At 56.1% G+C, this 19606-nt stretch carries 16 protein-coding genes and 1 tRNA gene; 14 read left to right on the forward strand and 3 right to left on the reverse strand.

The features are described from left to right. Positions 1–30: 30 nt before the first annotated feature. Complete coding sequence (locus ACILQA_RS00320) at positions 31–1617, forward strand: MFS transporter (protein ID WP_395627883.1); 1587 nt, start codon at positions 31–33, stop codon at positions 1615–1617. 31 nt (positions 1618–1648) lie between these two features. Next, the gene (gene alr, locus ACILQA_RS00325; protein ID WP_395627884.1) at positions 1649–2692 is read left to right on the forward strand and encodes an alanine racemase; all 1044 of its coding nucleotides are present in this window, start codon (positions 1649–1651) and stop codon (positions 2690–2692) included. A 90-nt stretch (positions 2693–2782) separates the two neighbouring features. Here alr and ACILQA_RS00330 read toward each other — a convergent pair whose 3' ends face one another. Next, positions 2783–5989 carry a TonB-dependent receptor domain-containing protein gene (locus ACILQA_RS00330; RefSeq protein ID WP_395627885.1) on the reverse strand — a complete coding sequence of 1069 codons (3207 nt, stop codon included), beginning with the start codon at positions 5987–5989 and terminating at the stop codon, positions 2783–2785. Between the two features lie 175 nt (positions 5990–6164). Here ACILQA_RS00330 and ACILQA_RS00335 point away from each other — a divergent pair, with 175 nt between their 5' ends. From ACILQA_RS00335 to rnr, 4 genes are read left to right on the forward strand one after another with little or no spacing between them, the layout of a single operon-like run. Continuing rightward, positions 6165–6290: a hypothetical protein gene (locus ACILQA_RS00335; RefSeq protein ID WP_395627886.1), complete on the forward strand. Its 126-nt coding sequence runs from the start codon at positions 6165–6167 to the stop codon at positions 6288–6290. Positions 6291–6301: 11 nt separating this feature from the next. Further along, positions 6302–6859, forward strand: a complete 558-nt coding sequence (phaR, locus tag ACILQA_RS00340; protein WP_395627887.1) for a polyhydroxyalkanoate synthesis repressor PhaR — start codon at positions 6302–6304, stop codon at positions 6857–6859. Between the two features lie 38 nt (positions 6860–6897). After that, positions 6898–8427 carry a proline--tRNA ligase gene (proS, locus tag ACILQA_RS00345; RefSeq protein WP_395627888.1) on the forward strand — a complete coding sequence of 510 codons (1530 nt, stop codon included), beginning with the start codon at positions 6898–6900 and terminating at the stop codon, positions 8425–8427. Between the two features lie 3 nt (positions 8428–8430). After that, on the forward strand, positions 8431–10704 hold the full coding sequence (rnr, locus tag ACILQA_RS00350; RefSeq protein WP_395627889.1) for a ribonuclease R: 2274 nt from the start codon (positions 8431–8433) through the stop codon (positions 10702–10704). Here rnr and ACILQA_RS00355 read toward each other — a convergent pair. Further along, a complete protein-coding gene (locus ACILQA_RS00355; protein WP_324476619.1) occupies positions 10701–11156 on the reverse strand; it encodes a universal stress protein in 456 nt (151 codons plus the stop codon). The genes rnr and ACILQA_RS00355 overlap by 4 nt on opposite strands. 153 nt (positions 11157–11309) lie before the next feature. Here ACILQA_RS00355 and ACILQA_RS00360 point away from each other — a divergent pair, with 153 nt between their 5' ends. The 5 genes from ACILQA_RS00360 to ACILQA_RS00380 all read left to right on the forward strand — a co-directional run bounded on the left by ACILQA_RS00360 (position 11310) and on the right by ACILQA_RS00380 (position 16452). Beyond that, complete coding sequence (locus ACILQA_RS00360) at positions 11310–12590, forward strand: pyruvate dehydrogenase complex dihydrolipoamide acetyltransferase (protein WP_395627890.1); 1281 nt, start codon at positions 11310–11312, stop codon at positions 12588–12590. A gap of 1 nt (position 12591) precedes the next feature. Beyond that, positions 12592–13983, forward strand: a complete 1392-nt coding sequence (gene lpdA / locus ACILQA_RS00365; protein WP_395627891.1) for a dihydrolipoyl dehydrogenase — start codon at positions 12592–12594, stop codon at positions 13981–13983. Further along, positions 13980–14630, forward strand: coding sequence for a phosphatase PAP2 family protein (locus tag ACILQA_RS00370; RefSeq protein WP_395627892.1), 651 nt, complete (start codon positions 13980–13982; stop codon positions 14628–14630). The genes lpdA and ACILQA_RS00370 overlap by 4 nt, the downstream gene beginning before the upstream one ends. Positions 14631–14713: 83 nt before the next feature. Continuing rightward, entirely contained in the window at positions 14714–16015 is a 1302-nt protein-coding gene (locus tag ACILQA_RS00375) for an amidohydrolase family protein (RefSeq protein WP_395627893.1), read from the forward strand. A 92-nt stretch (positions 16016–16107) separates the two neighbouring features. Then, entirely contained in the window at positions 16108–16452 is a 345-nt protein-coding gene (locus tag ACILQA_RS00380; protein ID WP_395627894.1) for a hypothetical protein, read from the forward strand. Between the two features lie 39 nt (positions 16453–16491). On the opposite strand, the gene ACILQA_RS00385 is transcribed toward ACILQA_RS00380, so the two are convergent. Then, a tRNA-Ser gene (locus ACILQA_RS00385) sits at positions 16492–16581 on the reverse strand. A gap of 247 nt (positions 16582–16828) precedes the next feature. Between ACILQA_RS00385 and ACILQA_RS00390 the strand changes: the two genes are divergently transcribed. From ACILQA_RS00390 to ACILQA_RS00400, 3 genes are all read left to right on the forward strand, one after another. Continuing rightward, complete coding sequence (locus ACILQA_RS00390) at positions 16829–17818, forward strand: lytic transglycosylase domain-containing protein (protein WP_395627900.1); 990 nt, start codon at positions 16829–16831, stop codon at positions 17816–17818. Between the two features lie 198 nt (positions 17819–18016). Then, positions 18017–18655, forward strand: a complete 639-nt coding sequence (tmk, locus tag ACILQA_RS00395) for a dTMP kinase (protein WP_395627895.1) — start codon at positions 18017–18019, stop codon at positions 18653–18655. After that, positions 18655–19606, forward strand: a 952-nt coding sequence (locus tag ACILQA_RS00400; protein ID WP_395627896.1) for a DNA polymerase III subunit delta', incomplete at its 3' end; no start/stop codon positions are given. The genes tmk and ACILQA_RS00400, both read left to right, overlap by 1 nt.

The following is a 19606-nucleotide window of genomic DNA, read 5'->3' on the forward strand; positions in this document are numbered from 1 at the left end:
GACAGGTAATAGGGTTTTTAGGGGAATATCATGGCCACTGCTGCCGAGAACGAAATCACACTTGATCCGAAACGTGACCGCCTGGTCATAACGGCGTCATCGCTTGGCACCGTGTTCGAATGGTATGACTTCTTCGTCTACGGCATTCTTGCGGCGCTGATCGGCAAGCTTTTCTTCCCCGCAGATAACCCCACCGCTGCAACGCTGGCTTCATTGGCTATCTTCGGCGCCGGCTTTGGCGTTCGCCCATTCGGCGCAATTTTATTCGGCTATTTTGGTGATAAGATTGGCCGGAAATATACGTTCCTCGTGACCATTACACTCATGGGCGTCGCGACCGCCGCGATTGGCCTATTACCGACATTTGAGACTGCGGGCGTCTGGGCCGCAGGACTATTGTTGCTGATGCGCTGTCTTCAGGGGTTGGCACTGGGCGGCGAATATGGCGGCGCGGCCATATATGTTGCCGAACATGCACCCGACGGAAAACGCGGCCAATATACCAGTTGGATTCAAGCGTCCGTCGCTGGCGGCTTTTTGCTGGCGGTTATAGTGGTCCTTGTCACCCGTCAGTCGATGAGTAACGAAGCGTTTGAAGCCTGGGGTTGGCGCGTGCCGTTTCTGACTTCGATCCTTTTGCTCGCCATATCGCTCTTCATGCGGCTTAAATTGTCCGAAAGCCCCGTTTTCAAGGCCATGAAAGCGGCAGGCACGACGTCTAAAAATCCATTTGTCGAAAGCTTCCAATACCCCGGCAATATCGGACGCCTGTTTGTCGCGCTGTTCGGCGTCGCCGCGGGTCTTACGGTGATCTATTATACATCGCAGTTCGGAACGCTCTATTTTCTGACAGGTACGGCGCGCGTGCCAGAGACCGATGCCTTGCTGTACATGGCCGTCGGCGCCGCGCTCGCTGCACCAACTTATGTTGCCTGTGGCTGGCTGTCGGATAAATGGGGCCGCAAGCGGATGCTTTTGTTAGGCTACGGCCTTTCCATCATCGGCGTGTTCCCAATTTTCTGGATGATGGCGGATGCAGCCAATCCCGCTCTTGCGCGCGCGACTGTTAGCAACCCGGTCACGCTTTCTTTGCCGGAATGTGATTTCAACGTGCTTAACCGCACGCATGAGACCGAATGTGCGCAGGCCCTGAATTTCCTGACCAAGCGCGGGATTGCGTACAGCAAACAGTCGTCCGAAACACTGGGGTTGAAGGTCGGGGAATCACAGCTTCAGGGCTTTGACGAAAATGCCTATATCGCCGCATTGGAGAAGGCGGGCTATCCCGATAAATCCGACCCAGCCCAGCGCCAGCCATGGAAAATCATTCTCGCGGTGTTCCTGATGGTCGCGTTGTCGGGAATGACGTACGGACAGGTCGCGGCCATTTTGGTCGAAATGTTCCCGGCCAAAATCCGCTACACCTCTATGTCGATACCCTATCATATTGGCGCAGGTTATTTTGGCGGCTTTCTGCCCTATATCTCGCAATATATTGTCGCGCAGACAGGACAGCCTTTCTCCGGTCTTTGGTATACGGTCGGTGTCACAGCATTGGCCTTTGTCGTTGCGCTGATATGGCTGCCGGAAACGTCGGGAAGGACCAAGCTGGATTGACACGCAATGGGGTAGGGGCAAAAGGCCGCGGATGACCGATTTTGAACCCCCGCTGCGTTTAATCCTTGATGGCGAAGCTCTCGCTTCGAATTGGAAAGCGCTCAACGCACGCAGCGGCGCGGCGCAGGCTGGCGCGGCGGTAAAGGCCAACGGCTATGGTCTTGGCGCGCGCGAAGTGGCTGCGCGGTTACGCGATGCAGGGTGCCGCGACTTTTTCGTTGCCCATTGGGGCGAAGCCGCTGCGATCGCGGATATTATTCCTCCTGAGTGGATATCCGTCTTAAACGGCATTCAGGCCGCTGACATTCCGCACATACGCGCTTTAGGCGCAGTGCCCGTGCTGAACACACCAGAACAGGTCTCGATCTGGCGCGCGTCAGGTGGCGGACGTTGCCACATCATGTTCGACAGCGGCATCAATCGGCTTGGCATCGGGCCGGAGCAGATGTCACAATGCAATCTGGGAAGCATCGATATCGATTTGCTGTTGTCGCATCTGGCGTCTGCGGATGAGGATAGCGCACAGAACGACGCGCAGCAGCGCTCATTCCATGAACAAGCGGCCGTTTCAGGGGCAAAACGCCTGAGCCTTGCCAATAGCGCGGGCATCATGCTCGGTGCGGATTATCATTATGACCTGACCCGCCCGGGGATTAGCCTTTATGGCGGCATTGCACGCTCCGGCATGGAGGCCTTCATCAAGCCCGTCGCGCGGCTTTCCGCACGCTTGCTTCAGGTACGCCCGCTGCCTGCAGGTGCGCCTATTGGCTACAATGCGACGCATGTTTGTGGCAACGATACGACCGTCGGGACGATTTCGGTGGGATATGCAGATGGGTATCTGCGCGCATTTTCCGGTAAGGGAACAGCGCATTATGGCGCGGCCGCATTGCCTGTTTTGGGGCGCGTATCCATGGATCTCGTGACAATCGATATCAGTGCCGCCCCTGATCTTCGCGAAGGCGACTGGGTCGACGTGGAGTATGACTTGCCCACAGCGTCGGCGCTGACGGGGCTATCGCAATATGAATTGCTCACCAATTTGGGAACCCGCTTCGAACGCATTTGGCGGTAGTTCGCTCGCGCGTTCTAGTGGCCTGCGGATAACCCAATAAAAAAGGGCGCCACATGGGCGCCCTTCTTTTTGTCTCGAAGATATTTCGACTTAGAAATCAGCATTGATTCCGAAGAAGAAGTTACGCCCAAAGCTGTCGAACGGATCGCCACCGGCGGTTCCAAGCAAGCCAAGTGGTGGCTGCTTATCGAGCAGGTTGTTGACACCCGCATAGAAACGGAAGTCGTTACCGATGTCAAAGCCGACACGGATGTCGTGATACAGAACGTCTGGGTAGTTAATCTGTGGGAACTGGTCAGCGTTAGCTGGAGCCAGCTTCACAATGTTACCCAACACTGCATCGCAAGTACCGCCGTTAATGCCAGTTTGACCACGGAACGTGCCTGTCAATGGGCACTGGCCGAAGTAGCTGTTCTGCGCTTCAAACGAACCGATGGTCTGCTTACCGATATAACGTGCGGCGTACAGAATATCGAAATCACCGAAGTCATAAGCCGCTGAGAAGCTTGCCGACAACTTTGGATCACCCAATTCGCTCAACTGACGATTTGGGTTCGCAGGGTTGGTTGGATCAGTGAAGTTATTCAGCTGAAGAACCTTGGTTGCGATCAAACGCGTCGTGAAACGATCACCATTGTCAAAAGTCTTACGGTAAGCGAGGTCAAAGTCGATACCCTTGGTACGTTGCGCAGCGAAGTTAACGCCGCCCGAAATAACCGCAGGCTCAACGAAAAGACCACTTGTCGGATCACGCTGCACAGTGGCGCAGAACGGGTTGTTGATACCCGAAGCGTTGGTGTAGCAAAGGTTGATGATTGTTTGCGCGCTCAACGCGGCAATCAAGTCTTCAACCTTGATCTTGTAATAGTCGACAGTCAGGCTGAGGCCTGGAATGAAGCTTGGTTCAACAACAACGCCAAGCGTCAAGCTCTTGCCCTTTTCTTCGATCAGAGTGGGGTTACCACCCGAAAGGAAGCCGGTCGAAGCTGTACGCGCGGTGCAGTTGATGAATGGTGCGCCCAAAGCAACCGGGAATGCGGTGGTTGCGCAAGCTGCGACCAATGCCGCGTTGGCAGTGGCTGGAACGCCAGCGGCCAAGCAGTTAGCTGCAGTTGTGCTTCCTGGCGAAACCAGATCACATGGGTCACCGATGAACGCAAAGTTTTCGGAAGCGGTCGAGAACAAGTCGCCCTGCGTTGGTGCACGAACCGACGTTGCATATGCAGCGCGGAAACGAACATCTTCGATTGGCGCATATATACCCTGAACGTTGTACGCATAAACCGTACCCGTCGAAGTATTATAGTCTGATACGCGACCTGCAAAGTTTACCGATAGTTCCTTGGCGAAAGGCACATCTTTCAACAATGGAACCTGAACTTCGCCGTAAGCTTCCCTGACAGCAAATGCTGGTGGACGGAAGTCCTGCAATGCGTTGAGGAAGGTTGCGCCGCTTGATGTCAGTTCATCATAATCGATGCTTGCTTTTTCCTGACGGTATTCAGCACCAAAAGCGAATGCGACTGGGCCACCGGGCAGTTCGAACAATTGCGAAAGGTCACCACCGACAAATGCCGATGCGACGAACTGGCTTGCAAACTCGTCCGTGCGGCCTTCGGTGTTGATGAAGTCAAGTGCACGTGGATCAGCAACGTTCTGACCGAATACGTTAACCGGTATACAGGCAGTATTTACGTTCGATGCCGCATTGACGCGGCAGATAACCTTTTGACCAGCAGCGTTGGTTACAAAGTTTGTACCCGTGAAGGTTGAAGGAGCAACGACAGCGTCGGCAGCAAGGTTGAAGCCGTCATATCCCGATCCATCCTGGGTAAAGATTACGAGATTGTTCGTGTTGAAACCAACTGCCTTAAACCGGCCGTAGTTCACTGCGAGTTCGTAGTTCCAATCTTCGTTGAACGTTCCTTCAACGCCACCAACTGCACGATAGGTCTCGCGTGTACCTTCAAAGCGACGACCACCAAGGTCGATGTTGAAGCGGTTCAGACCGAATGTACCCGTTGCCACGTTCGAGCACAGGCCATTCTGTTGAAGTACGGTCAGGTTCTGCGCGGTCAGGAAGCCGTTGTTGCAACGGAATGCTGGGCCACCAAGTGTCTGCGGCACGCCGGAGAAGAAGCTTGGCTGACCTTCGCCCGATACGTCGGTACGGACATATTTGGCTTCGATGAATGGCTTGAACGCATCAGATACGTCATAATGCGCCAGTAGGTTGACGGCATAACGGTCAACTTCGGCCAAAAGGCTGCCGGTATTGCGCAGCGTTGAACCAAAGCCACCCTGCGTGTTTCCTGAGCCTACGCCGGCAAAGCTCTGTGTTGGCGTATCGACAAACAGGTTGCCGAAATCGTCAAAGCGCAAGAAGCGGCCGCCACTGAGGCCACCGACAGTACCCGCGTCAGAGATCGTTCCGTTGCGGATACCGCACAGGAATGTGTTATCTGGAATTCCGTCAGTCGCACTGAAGCCAACTTCGCCACCGGCAGCACCTTGAAGGTCGGTCTGCTGGAACTGGCAACGGCCGCTGGCCGCGCCGCTCAAGCCGTCGCGTTGATTGAAGTACAATGGCTGTTGGCGTGTATATTCTGCCGAGACAGCAACGTTACCGCGACCGTCTGCGAAGTTTTGACCAGCAAGTGCGCTTACGAAATATGTGCCACGGTCACCGCGCGACGAAAGGCCGCCCTGTGCCCGCACAGCAACGCCGTCATAGTCGCGCTTCATGATGAAGTTTACAACGCCGGCAACAGCATCCGAACCATAAATAGCCGAGTTGCCGCCCGTAACGATGTCGATACGCTCAACCAAATCGGTTGGGACGGTGTTGACGTCAAAACCATTGTCGCCTGGCGTCGATGTAACGTGACGACGGCCATTGACCAGAACCAGCGTACGGTCGGTGCCGAGGCCACGAAGGTCGAGCAGGCTGAGGCCCGCGGTTCCGATGAAGCGGCTCGAGTTGCCCGAGCTGAATGTCGAACGGAGCGAAGGCAGATCGTTCAATGCGTCACCGAGAGAAAGCTCGCCAGTGCCGGTCAAGTCTTCAATCGTAACGGAAGTCAACGGAACGGAAGATTGCAGCGTTGGACGTGCGATGCGCGAACCGGTCACCAAAATTGGTTGGCCAGAACCTTCCTCTAATGCTTCTTCTGCCTCGGCTTCTTCTTCCTGTGCGTTGGCTGCATCAGGCTGCGCATCCTGCGCAAAAGATGGAACAGCGCTAAACAGCGCGAGGCTGATAGCGGAACCTGCGACCAATAAACGTGACTTCTTCATCAAAAAGATCCCCAGCTTGTTTGTTCATTTTCAATTAATATTCCGCTAAAGCGCAGACGGACAAAATGTGCAATAGATTCCGAAGAAAAAAACTGCTTTTTCCGATATTGTTGCTGTCAGGCCACATAGGGCAAACCGCTGTATCGGACAGGTTTAGGCATCAAAAAGTCAGAGCATGGCAGCCAATTTCCTCTGCAATGTGATGCCAGAAGGCCTTGAACTGGGTGCAATTTTCGTTGCACGGCGCGCCGATGTTGCAGTGCACCACAGCTTGGTGCTATCGGGCTTTTATCATCCGTGAAAGGAACATGAATGGCACGTGCAGCCAGCAGAAATGGTGATGGGCCCATCATCATCAAAAAATACGCGAACAGGCGGCTCTACAATACGCATTCGTCCAAATATATTACGTTGGACTTTCTGGCGGAACTGACTCGTAAGGATATCGACTTCAAAGTTGTTGATGCCAAAACGAATGATGACATCACCCATGGTGTGCTGACACAAATCATCATGGAAGAAGAAAATAGCGGTCAGCAAATGTTGCCGGTCGGGTTCCTGAAACAATTGATCGCCATGTATGGGGATTCCATGCAGGGTATGGTTCCGCAGTTTCTCGAAAGCTCAATGGACAATTTCCGCAAGAACCAAAAGCAAGTGCAGGATGCGATTGAAACCGCAATAACCTCCGGTCCTTTTGGTCATATTGCGAAACAGAATATCGAGTTCATGCGTTCTGCACGTGAGGCGTTGATCCCCAATCTTGGCGGTCTGGCGGGTGGCAAGGCTGCGCAAACAGAGTCGGTTGCCGACCTCAAGCGACAGATTGCAGAATTGCAGGCGAAGCTCGATAAAATTGCGGCAGATTGATCCGCAATCATATTCACTACACAATAACGGGTAAGATTTTGATAAAACATGCTTTAAGCGTCACGCGCGCGCAAAATTTCGCGGGCTGGTATCAGGAAGTTATTTCGGAGGCCGATCTCGCAGAAGAATCGGGTGTCCGTGGGTGCATGGTCATACGGCCTTGGGGCTATGGCATGTGGGAACGCATCCAAAAGCTGATGGACGCGGAAATCAAAGCTGCTGGCGTCGAAAACTGCTATTTCCCGTTGTTCATCCCCTTGTCGTTTTTTGAAAAAGAAGCGGACCATGTGGAGGGCTTTGCGAAGGAAATGGCTGTCGTCACGCACCACCGCTTGATTGGTGATGGCAAAGGCAAGTTGGTTCCTGATCCCGATTCCAAGTTGGAAGAGCCGCTTGTCGTGCGTCCAACATCGGAAACCGTGATCGGCGCGGCGATGAGCCGATGGGTCCAAAGCTGGCGTGATTTGCCGTTGATGGTCAATCAATGGGCCAATGTTGTGCGCTGGGAAATGCGCACACGCATGTTCCTACGTACAAGTGAGTTTCTATGGCAGGAAGGGCATACCGCCCACGCCGATCGTGCCGATGCGATGCAGGAAACGATGCGCGCGCTTGAAATGTATCGTGCCTTCGCCGAGGGTCCACTGGCCATGCCCGTAGTGGCCGGCGAAAAGCCCGAGAATGAACGCTTTCCCGGCGCGGTTGCAACATACAGCATCGAAGCGATGATGCAGGACGGCAAAGCTTTGCAGGCTGGCACGTCGCATTATCTAGGCACGGGTTTTGCCGAAGCATCGGGCATCAAATATCAGGATAAGGACGGCAGCCAACAATTTGCGCACACCACCAGCTGGGGCGTTTCCACGCGGATGATTGGCGGCGTTATCATGACGCATGGCGATGATGATGGCTTGCGCTGCCCGCCGCAAATTGCCCCGCACCAAATCGTGATTATACCGATGTTGCGGGACAATGACGAAGACGAGGCCGTGTTGGAATATTGCCGCAGCCTGCGCCTCGAATTGCTCGCGTTAAGTGCGTTCGGCGAACCCTTGCGCGTGCTGCTGGATACCAAAGCGGCGAAGGCATCGAACAAGCGTTGGTCTTGGGTCAAGAAAGGCGCGCCAATCATCGTTGAAGTGGGCCCACGCGATGTAGGCGAAGGCAAAGCCGCGGTGTTGCGCCGTGATCGCCTCTATAAGGACGACGGCAAGCTGGCGACGGCATTTACCCCCCGTGGTGAATTTGTGGCCGCCGCAGCTGGTTTGCTTGAGGACATTCAGTCCACCCTCTACGCAGAAGCAAAAGAACGGCTCGATGCCAACATCCGACGTGATGTCACCGACCTTGCCGCGCATTTTGCCGGTGACGAGGCCAAGTTTGCTGGCTGGGTAGAGGTTCAGTGGGCACGCCCAACCGGCGCTGCACTCGATAAAATCGTTGAGCAGTTAAAAGCGCTCAAGCTGACGATGCGCAATAGCCCAATCGATGCGGCTGCCGTCGACGGCGCATGCTTTTTTACCGGCGAACCCGCCGTGGAACGGATCCTTATTGGCCGGACTTATTAGGGAATGACCAAAAGCACCCATTTTGAAGGTCTTCCATCCCGCGAACAAATACTCGCCTTTATCCAGTCGTCGAATGACCCTGCGGGAAAGCGAGAGATTGCGCGGGAATTCGGCTTACGCGGGCATGAAAAGATCGCGCTGAAGGCGTTGTTGAAAGACATGACCGACGAAGGCCTGATCGACATGGCGCCGGGTCGTGCCTTTCACAAAATGGGTGGCGTGCCAAAAGTCACGGTGCTGAAAATCGTTGCGATTGACGGCAACCAACCTGTGGCCATTCCGGAGCATTGGGAAGCCGAAGGCATTCCGGCACCAAAAATTCGCGTGATCGAGACCAAAGGCAAGCGCAACAGTGCGCTGGGCATTGGCGACCGCATTTTGGCGCGCACTGAAGAACGCGGCAATGGCTGGGCCGCGCATGTCATGAAAAAGCTCGCCAAGGGCAGCGAACAGATATTGGGTGTTGTTGAGGGCGGCGAAAATGGCCGTTTTTGGCTGAAATCCGTCGACAAGAAATCACGTTTCGACACCCAAATCGGCGATGTTGGCGACGCAAAGGCTGGCGAGCTGGTGCTTGCTGAACTGACCGGGAACGCGCACAAAAAATCGGCGCGGGTAACGCAGGTTCTGGGCGATCCATTTGCGCCGAAAAGCTTCAGCCTCATTGCCATTCATAAATTCGGCATTCCGTTTGAGATGCCTGAAACCGTGGAGCGTGAGGCGGAGCGTGTACGCGAATTGCCCGTCACCGACGACCACCGCGAAGACCTACGCCATCTGCCGATTATAGCCATTGACCCCCGCGATGCGCGTGATTTCGATGATGCGATTTGGGCAACGCCAAATGCGGATACGGGCGGATTTGACGCCATCGTCGCGATTGCGGACGTCAGCTATTATGTCCGTCCGGGCAGTGCGCTTGACCATGAGGCGTCGAAGCGCGGGAACAGTGTCTATTTCCCCGACTTGGTAGTGCCCATGCTGCCGCACGCATTGTCATCGGACAAATGTTCGTTGCGGGCAGGGGAAGACCGCGCCGTGCTGGCCTGCCACCTTGCCATTGGCAAGACGGGCCAAGTGACGTCATGGCGCTTTACACGCGCAGTGGCACGGATAGCCGCCAATATCCCCTATCCCGACGCGCAAGCCGCGATTGACGGGACTATGGAAAACCCGTTGCTGGAAACCGCGCTAAAGCCATTATGGGCATGTTGGCGTTTGCTGTCGAAGGCGCGTGCCAAGCGTGCGCCATTGGAACTGAACTTGCCTGAAAAGCGTATCACGCTGGATGCGCAAGGCCGAGTAACCGGCGTTGCCGAGCGTGAGCAGCTTGAAGCGCATCGTTTGGTCGAAGACTTCATGATCGCGGCCAATGTCGCGGCCGCCAAAGCCTTAGAGGCGAAGAAATCCTCGCTCATTTACCGCGCCCATGAACCGCCAAGCCGCGAAAAGCTGGTCGCGTTGAAGGAATATCTCAAAACCTTCGACATTGATTTTGCGCTGGGGCAGGTGGTTAAGCCGGAAACCTTCAACGGGATCTTGGCAAAGGTCATCGACGAAGAAATCCGCCCGCAAATTATGGAAGCGGTCCTCCGCAGCCAGACACAGGCTTATTACGGCCCGACTAATGTCGGACATTTCGGCCTGTCCTTGGGCAGCTACGCGCATTTTACCTCGCCCATTCGCCGTTATGCCGACCTGATCGTGCATCGCGCTTTGGTCAGTGCCTATCGGCTGGAAATGCCCAAGCCGAAGATCAAGGATATCGAGCCAATTACCGGTCTGACTGAGGCCGCGATTGCACGATTACCCGCGACCGCCGAAGCGATTAGCCGCACGGAACGCCGCGCGATGGAAGCAGAGCGCGAGACCACAGACCGCTATATCGCCGCATATCTATCGGCGCAGGTCGGGCAAGTGGTTCAGGCACGCATTACCGGCGTTCAGAATTTCGGTTTTTTCGCAACAGTTGAGGGTGTTGGCGGCGATGGCTTAGTTCCGGTCTCCACTCTTGGAAAAGATTATTTCCATTATGATGAGGCGAGCCAAGTGCTCATCGGTGAAAAAACGCGGCAGGAATATCGCCCCGGCATGCGCCTTGAACTCCGATTGGCAGAAGCCAACCCTATTTCCGGATCACTCCGCTTCGAATTGCCCGAAGGCGGCAGCTATGCGCCGGATCGGTTCAAACATAAGGGTAAGCCGAAAGCGGGCAAATATGACGCGGGCAAACGCGGACGCCCCGGGAATATTCGGCATCAGGGCAAGCGGCGCTAGCTCAATTCATCCAGCTGCGCATCGCTCAGAGACCCGGGGATGACCATAACCGGGCAGGGCAATGTCCCTGCATTAATACCGGTAAAGTGCGCAATAAGTGGCCCTGGAGCGCCCTGGGCTGCGGCACCGAGCACAAGCGCGGCGATACCTGGATGTTCCTCCAGCATGACCTTGACCACGTCAATGGCTTCGCCGGGCTTCACGGTAATTGCCGGACGAACACCCATTTCGTCAAAAATTGATCCAGCAGCAGCGGTCACAAGCTGCTCAGCGCGGTCGCGCGCTTCTTCTTCCATCGTCGCTTGCACACCGCCCCAGGCGACAAAATCAGCCTGCTCAACGAGCGCAAGGATGTGGACGGTCCCACCCGTTTTTGCGGCACGACGCGACGCAAACCGCAGCGCAAGCCGCGCTTCTTCGGTCTCATCAATGACAACCAGATATGTCCGCATGCGCTTCCCCCGGCATGGTCCACTGCGGCCAGCCATTATGAATTCGTATAGCCTGCGCGAAATTTGCATCCTTGGCAACCTTATCGCGCTTGACGCTTGGGAAAGCTTGGCTATGCGATTATTTCAAATTGCGACCAAAAAAGGCCACACCCGATGTCTATCGAACTCAAAATGCCCGCACTTTCCCCAACCATGGAAGAAGGCACGCTTGCCAGATGGCTGGTGAAGGAAGGGGACACCGTTTCGTCAGGTGATTTGATCGCAGAGATCGAAACCGACAAGGCGACAATGGAGTTCGAAGCGGTCGACGAAGGCGTGATCACACAATTGCTCGTTGCCGAAGGCACCGACGGCGTAAAAGTCGGCACGGTCATTGCAATCATTCAGGGTGAAGATGACGGAACGACCGCTGCGCCCAAGGCTGCTGCACCGGTAGCTGCGCAAGCGCCTAAGCCTGCAGCAGTGGCTGCTGCTCCAGCTCCAGCTCCAGCTCCAGCGCCAGTGACCGCGCCATCGCATTCCTCGGGTGACCGCATCAAGGCGAGTCCATTGGCGAAACGCATCGCGGCGAACTCGGGCGTTGATCTGGCTGCTATTAGCGGAACGGGCCCCAATGGCCGCATCGTTAAAGCTGACGTTGAACGCTCCACTAAAAATACCGCCAGTGCTGAGCTTGTCGAAGCACGCCCCACAGGCGACAGCCGCCCTTCGACAGGCTCAGGGCTTACGGTGGATGGTGGCGACATCCCGCACGAAGTCGTCAAACTCTCCAACATGCGCAAGACCATTGCGCGCCGCCTGACCGAATCCAAGCAGCAAGTGCCGCACATCTACCTCACCGTAGACGTCCGCCTCGATGCTTTGCTCAAGCTGCGCGGAGAGCTTAACGCGTCGCTGGAGCCACGCGGTATCAAGTTGTCGGTCAATGACATGCTGATAAAGGCACTTGGCCTTGCGCTGATTCAGGTCCCCAAATGCAATGTCAGCTTCGCCGGCGACAATATGCTGCAATATAGCCGCGCCGACATCAGCGTTGCGGTATCGGTGCCCACCGGCCTGATTACGCCCATCGTGACGGACGCAGCAAACAAGTCGCTGTCCAAAATCTCGACCGAAATTGCCGAACTTGCGGCCCGCGCGAAGGAAGGCAAGCTGCAACCCCATGAATATCAGGGCGGCACCGCGTCCATATCCAACATGGGCATGATGGGCATCAAGCAATTCGAAGCCGTCATCAACCCGCCACAGGCGATGATCATGGCGATCGGCGCCGGCGAAAAGCGGCCCTATATCGTCGATGACGCGCTGGCCATCGCCACCGTCATGTCCGCCACCGGCAGCTTCGACCACCGCGCCATTGACGGCGCAGACGGCGCGCAGTTGATGAAGGTGTTCAAGGAGTTGGTGGAGAAGCCACTGGGCTTGGTGGCGTAATATGTCGGATTACGACCTCATCGTCCTTGGTTCCGGCCCCGGTGGCTATGTTGCGGCCATCCGCGCGGCGCAGCTTGGGCTGAAAGTTGCGATTGTTGAGCGGGAGAATCTTGGCGGCATTTGCCTCAACTGGGGCTGTATCCCGACCAAGGCGATGCTGCGTTCGGCGGAAATCTATCATTATATGCAGCATGCGGGCGATTATGGCCTGACGGCGGCGAATATCAGCGCGGATATTGACGCGGTGGTGAAGCGGTCGCGCGGTGTCGCCAAGCAGCTTAATCAGGGCGTCACGCATCTGATGAAGAAGAACAAGATCACCGTCCATATGGGCGATGGCAAGTTGACCGCTGCCAACAAGCTGACCGTCACCAAAGATGGCAAGACCGAAGAGCTGACCGCAAAGAATATCATCCTCGCCACCGGTGCGCGCGCCCGTGACCTGCCATTTGCGCCTGCCGATGGAAAACGTATCTGGACCTATCGCCACGCGATGGTGCCACCAGAAATGCCGAAAAAGCTGCTGGTCATCGGATCGGGTGCGATTGGCATCGAATTTGCCAGCTTCTACAATGATATGGGCGCAGAGGTCACCGTCGTCGAAATGCTCGACCGCATCGTGCCTGTTGAAGACGCCGATGTTTCGACCTTCCTTGAAAAGGCGCTGACAAAGCAGGGTATGACGATCATGACCGGGGCAGGGGTCGAAGAACTTAAGGCCAGCGCGACGGGTGTGTCTGCGAAGATCAAGGGTAAGGACGGCAAAGTTGTTGCGTCCGAATTCACCCATTGCATCGTTGCCATTGGCATTGTCCCCAACACAGAAAATATCGGGCTAGAGGCGCTTGGCGTCGAAATGGACCGCGGTTTCCTGAAAACCGATCCGATGTGCCGCACCAATGTGCCCGGCCTATGGGCCATCGGTGACATCACCGCGCCGCCATGGTTGGCGCATAAGGCCAGCCATGAAGGCGTAATCGCCGCCGAAGCTATTGCTGGCGGGCATCCGCACGCGATGGACCCGAAGAACATCCCCGGTTGCACCTATTGCCACCCGCAGGTCGCGAGCGTTGGCTTGACCGAAGCCAAGGCGAAGGAGGCCGGATATGACGTCAAAGTCGGCAATTTCCCCTTCCTTGGCAACGGCAAAGCGATTGCACTGGGTGAGGCGGAAGGTTTCATCAAAACCGTGTTCGACGCCAAAACGGGCGAATTGCTGGGCGCGCATATGGTTGGCGCTGAAGTGACGGAGCTCATCCAAGGCTATACCATCGGCAAAACGGCGGAGTTGGTTGAGGCAGACTTCATGCACACGGTGTTCCCGCACCCGACATTGAGCGAAATGATGCACGAAAGCGTGCTCGGCGCTTATGGCAAAATGTTGCACATGTGATTTTGCCATTTCGTCTTTGGGCGGGGGCGGCGGTTTTGTTCGTCCTTGTTATCGCGTTGGGATATGCTGTTACCGCCGGATATTTCCGCGCATTTGACCTCGCCGTTTCGCACGCACTCAATATGCAGCGCGGGGTTTCCCCCGATTGGCTGATCCTGCTCATGCAAGGCATCAGCTGGATTGGCGGCGGCGTTCAACGCTACATCATCGTCGCGATCCTTGCCGCGGCCTTATGGCGTTGGTGGGGATGGGGCTCTGCGCTTGCCATGGGCGTAGCGACGCTGATCGCGGCACTGACGTCTGACGTCATGAAGTATTTTTTTGCGCGTGTGCGCCCTGATTTTGTGGCGCAGTTGGATCCCATCACCAGCCCGGCATTCCCCAGCGGGCATGCCAACAATGCGGCAGTCGTCTACATATTGTTCATCATGCTGGTACCGCAGGCGCGCCATCCTGTGTGGCAGTTGGCGGCCGCGACGATGATCTTGCTGACCGGAATTTCGCGGATCATGCTTGGCGTCCATTGGCCAACCGACGTGCTTGGAGGATGGATGCTCGGTGCGTCCTTCGCGCTTATGGCGGGCGGCGTTATTGCCTATCGCGAGCATCAGCGACAGGGACAGTTTCCTTCGGTCCTCGCACCTTAATACCCACAGCTGCGCTTTTTGCTGTCCTACACGCGCGGAATTTGTCATGCATATATCTTAACAGTTTTTCGGGAGAAACGACCATGGGACATAGCCTCTACTTTCTGAGAAATGCTGGCGTTTTCGCGATTGCGTTGGCGGCAGTTTCTGCCCCTGCATCCGCGCAAAATACGGTTATCACTGCTGACAAGATGATCGACGTCCTTACGGGCAAGACCGTGGACCATCCCGCCGTCTTTGTTGGCGCCGATGGCCGCATTACCAGCATTGCCGATGCACGCACCGTAAAATGGGGCAGTGACGTCAAACATATCAACCTCAGCGGTAAAACCATATTGCCTGGCTTGATCGACATGCACGTCCATCTCGACGGTCCAGCGGACATTGGCGGCTATCGGGGATTGGAATTCACCGACAGTTTTTGGGGCATGACCGCCGTGGGATCGGCGCAGGCGATGCTAAAAGCCGGATTTACGACGGTTCGCAACGTTGGCGCGGGCAACCGCAACGACATCGGCCTGAAACAAGCCATTGAAAATGGCTACGCAACAGGGCCGCGCATTGTTCCGGCGGGCTATGCGCTTGGTGCGACTGGCGGCCATTGCGACTCCACATTCTTGCCACCCAGCCTTGAAAAATCGGGTAAGGAAGAAGGCATAGCCGACAGCGAAGACGAACTGCGCTACCAAGTGCGACGTCAGCGCAAATATGGCGCAGAGGTCATCAAGGTTTGCGCAACGGGCGGCGTGTTTTCGCGCAATACCGAACCCGGACAGCAGCAGCTTTCTGAACGTGAACTTCGCGTGATCGCGGACGAGGCGCATCAATGGGGTCTTCGCGTTGCCGCGCACGCGCATGGCGGCGAGGGGATTAAGGCTGCGATCAAGGCCGGTATTGATACGATTGAACATGCCAGCCTTGTCGATGATGAAGGCATCAAGCTTGCAGCCGCGCGGCCACGGCCAGTCTGGTTCTCCATGGATATCTTCAACACCGACTACACCCAGTCCGAAGGCGCCAAGAACGGCGTGCTCGAAGATAATCTTAGGAAAGACCGCGAAGTCGCGCAAATCCAACGCGATAATTTCCGTAAAGCGCATAAAGCGGGCGTCAAAATGGTCTTCGCCTCAGATGCTGGCGTTATGCCGCACGCATTGGTCGGCGGGCAGTTTAAGGTCATGGTCGAATATGGCATGACACCGCTGGAGGCGATCCAAGCGGCAACGCGCAATGCGGCGCAGGCGTTGGGCCGTGAAAAAGATGTCGGCGCAATCGCGGTCGGCCGCTTTGCCGATATCATTGCGGTGGATGGCGATCCGTTGGCCAATGTTCGCGAACTGGAATCGGTCGATGCCGTCGTAAAAGGTGGCAAGGTCGTCAACTAAAGCCAATATGACATTGTGCGATGTTGCATTGATTGCGCACCGCACACTGTGATAAATAGAACCGATATGATGAACTTCTGGGGGTTTGAACTATGATTTCTTTGGTCGCAGCAACTTTGCTCAGCATGGCCGCCATGAAAGGCGACGCCATGGACAATGCCCGCAAGGCATTCAACAATTGCATGATTGAAACGCACAACACTGCGGTTGGCGAAAAAGCGAGCCCCAGCGATTTCATCAAAACCAGCGACGCAGCCTGCCCAACGGAGCGCGCCGCGTATAAGGAAATTCTGATCAAATCCGAACGCTCATACGGTTCAAGCATGGCGGACGCCGAAAAATTTGCAGCGGAAGAAATTCAGATGATCGTCGACTCAATCGTCACCAGCTTCAACGAAAATGTTGAAAATGGCGCAAAGCTGACGCCCGAGAAATAATCTCGGCGTTGTGGGTGCAATAAATTCGGTTGAGAAAATTGGCGGACAGGGTGGGATTCGAACCCACGGTGAGCTTCCACCCACGACGGTTTTCAAGACCGTTGCCTTAAACCACTCGGCCACCTGTCCGCTTACGAAGTGCCCCTAGCCATCCCGCAAAGCGATGGCAAGGGCAGATGCGGACTAAGTGTGGGTTCTGCTCGCGACCGGATGTGGGTTGGCCGGGACCAAAGCATTTCACACGGTGGGTACAATGTGCCAATATGCGGCCTTCAATTGAAATGGGGGCCGCGTGCGCATTAACCGGAAGTTTTGGCTATCAACGCTAATCTGCACCAGCGCGTGCGTGTTTGGGCCCGCCAGCACCGCGCAAGATATTGCCGCGCCGACCAACCTTGTTGACAATGATGCACATGAGGCCAGATTTCGCGCCTATCTTGGCCAAGTGCGGCAAAAGGCGCTGACCGAGGGCGTATCTGCGGCCACGCTCGATCGGGTGTTGCCTTCGATAAGCTTTAATGCCCGCGTTGTCCGGCTTGACCGGCAGCAGCCAGAGGGCGCTTCCAATGCGCCCGTTCCCAATTTTGCGCCCTATAAAGCGCGCCATGTCGATGCATCGCGAATTAGCCGGGGCCGCGCGAAATATACCGAGCTTCGCCCACTGCTGCAGCGGATCGAAAATGAAACCGGCGTGCCGGAAGAAATCATGATCGCCATTTATGGCCATGAAACCAATTATGGATCGGTCATGGGGAACTTCAACGCGCCCGAAGCCTTGGCATCGCTCGCATATGAAGGCCGCCGTCGTTCCTTGTTTGAGGCCGAATTGATTGCGGTGCTCAAAATGATCGACAAGGGCGTTCCGCAATATGCCATTACCGGCAGCTGGGCAGGCGCACTTGGAAAGCCGCAGTTTTTGCCGTCGGTATATTTGCGTCTGGCGCGCGATGGGGACGGCGACGGATATGCCGACATCTGGCGTAGCGAGGTTGACGCCATGACGTCGATCGCCAACTATTTCGTCAACACAGGCTGGCGGCGCGGAGAGGAATGGGGTTTTGCTGTAAATGTGCCCGCGTCGTTCAACCGCGCCGCGTTGAATTCGCGGATGGCATCGCCGCGCTGCCCACGCGTTTTTGGCCGCCACAGCCAGTGGAAAACGATCGCCGAATGGCGTGCACTGGGCATCACGCCAGAACGCGGATTTTGGCCAAAAGACAGCATGATGGCGACCTTGATTGAGCCCGATGGCGTCGGCCGGACCGCTTATTTGCTGGGCGGAAACTACCGTGTGATATTGGACTATAATTGTTCAAATTTTTACGCGCTATCGGTGGGGTTATTGGCCGATGCGGTTCGGAATTAAGCCAGCTATCGTTTGATAGGCACGAACGCTATACGGGGCCGTTAAAGGCACCTATTAAGCGGAGTGTGCACGTGCACGGCTTGTCGCGAAATATGAGGACGGAGCAGAGCAAATCATGCCCTTATTGGCTGACGAATCACTAGCCCGAGCGGGCTTTTTAACGCGCGCTTTTAATGGCTTGGCGTCATGGGTGGCCGCATGACCGCGCGTGGCCGTTTTTTGTCGATTGAAGGCGGGGAGGGCGTGGGCAAGTCTACGCAGATCAACGCGCTTGCCGATGTGATCCGCAGCCATGGGCATGACGTGATTTTGACGCGTGAACCCGGCGGAACAGAGGGTGCCGAAGTCATCCGGAAACTGTTGCTGGGCGGAAGCGCAGAACGCTGGGCCCCGCGGGCAGAAGCGTTGTTATTTGCCGCAGCACGCAGCGACCATGTCGAACGTTTAATCGAACCCGCCTTAGCGAGCGGCAAATGGGTCGTTGCGGACCGCTTCATCGACAGTAGCCGTGCCTATCAAGGTGCAGGCTCCGGCTTGTCGGATGGTGACATCATGACGCTGCATGGCATCGGCAGTCGCGGCCTATTACCCGATCGCACATTGGTGTTGCGCCTCGATCCGAAAGAAGCTGCACAGCGCGCAGCAGCCCGAGACCAGAACCGTCCTGACCGTATTCAGGGCCGGGCAGAGGACTTTCATTCGGAGGTCGATATGGCATTTGTGGGTTATGCTGAGCGCGAACCCAGAGTGCGTCTGGTGGACGCGTCAGGAGAGGCCGCAGACGTGACCGCACGGCTTTTGGCGCAGATATCCGATTTGTTGGTGGAACCCGCCTGATGGACTATGTCGGCCATGACAAGGCATGGCGCCAGTTTTCCAAAGCCTGCGACAGCGGGAAAACGCACCATGGCTGGATATTGGCCGGGGCGAGGGGGCTTGGCAAATCTGCATTCGCGCTGAAAGCAGCATCCGCGCTTGTTGACCCAACGAATGTCCACGCAAACCTCATCGCACGCGGTTCTCATCCCGATATTTTGTGGGTTAAGCGGCTTCCGAAGGATGCACCCAAGGACGATGAAGACGTCACCGATGAAACCGAGCTCAAACGCAGCATAACGGTCGATCAGATCCGCAGTGTTCAGCAGGTACTGACATCGCGTCCAGGGCTCAGCGATAAGCGCGCCATCATTATTGATTCTGCGGACGACCTTGAACGCGGCGGTGCCAACGCATTGTTGAAATCTTTGGAAGAACCGCCCGTTGGGACCTATTTCTTTTTGGTCAGCCATGCCAGCGACCGGTTGCTTCCGACCATCCGGTCACGCTGCCAGATATTGCGCTTTGAACCCTTGTGTGACGCAGATATGGCCGAGGCATTGCAACGCGCCGCGCCTGAGGCGAGCCAGTCGGATCTTGATGCGCTGGTGCGCTTGGGCAACGGGGCACCCGGCCAAGCGTTGGATTTCCTTGGGCTAAGGCTCGACGAGTTGGAAGATGCCATGGCGTCCATTTTGCGCTCAGGCGACCGGGATAATGCCATTCGCATCGCTTTGGCCGAAAAACTGTCGCTCAAGGCCGCGCAGCCCCGATATGAAGCATTTCTGCGCCGCGCCCCCGCACTAATCGCGGAACATACGCGGATGCTCGGCGTCAGTCAGCTACGCGCCGGGATTGATGCGTGGGAGGCCGCAAGCGGGCTGGCCGCACGCGCCATCGCGTTAAGTTTGGACAAGCAGAGCGTCGTCTTTCAAATGGGAAGCTTGCTGGCATCGGTTCAAGCGCATAAGG

Origin of the sequence: Sphingorhabdus sp., assembly GCF_044239005.1 — a bacterium.
Taxonomy (GTDB): Bacteria; Pseudomonadota; Alphaproteobacteria; order Sphingomonadales; family Sphingomonadaceae; genus Sphingorhabdus_B.

Coding starts and splice junctions, on each gene's coding strand:
- lpdA (WP_395627891.1), top strand. CDS start 12,592: ATGTCGGATTACGACCTCATCGTCCTTGGTTCCGGCCCCGGTGGCTAT.
- ACILQA_RS00320 (WP_395627883.1), top strand. CDS start 31: ATGGCCACTGCTGCCGAGAACGAAATCACACTTGATCCGAAACGTGAC.
- tmk (WP_395627895.1), top strand. CDS start 18,017: ATGACCGCGCGTGGCCGTTTTTTGTCGATTGAAGGCGGGGAGGGCGTG.
- ACILQA_RS00335 (WP_395627886.1), top strand. CDS start 6,165: ATGGCAGCCAATTTCCTCTGCAATGTGATGCCAGAAGGCCTTGAACTG.
- ACILQA_RS00375 (WP_395627893.1), top strand. CDS start 14,714: ATGGGACATAGCCTCTACTTTCTGAGAAATGCTGGCGTTTTCGCGATT.
- ACILQA_RS00355 (WP_324476619.1), bottom strand. CDS start 11,156: ATGCGGACATATCTGGTTGTCATTGATGAGACCGAAGAAGCGCGGCTT.
- phaR (WP_395627887.1), top strand. CDS start 6,302: ATGGCACGTGCAGCCAGCAGAAATGGTGATGGGCCCATCATCATCAAA.
- alr (WP_395627884.1), top strand. CDS start 1,649: ATGACCGATTTTGAACCCCCGCTGCGTTTAATCCTTGATGGCGAAGCT.
- ACILQA_RS00330 (WP_395627885.1), bottom strand. CDS start 5,989: ATGAAGAAGTCACGTTTATTGGTCGCAGGTTCCGCTATCAGCCTCGCG.
- ACILQA_RS00360 (WP_395627890.1), top strand. CDS start 11,310: ATGTCTATCGAACTCAAAATGCCCGCACTTTCCCCAACCATGGAAGAA.
- ACILQA_RS00380 (WP_395627894.1), top strand. CDS start 16,108: ATGATTTCTTTGGTCGCAGCAACTTTGCTCAGCATGGCCGCCATGAAA.
- rnr (WP_395627889.1), top strand. CDS start 8,431: ATGACCAAAAGCACCCATTTTGAAGGTCTTCCATCCCGCGAACAAATA.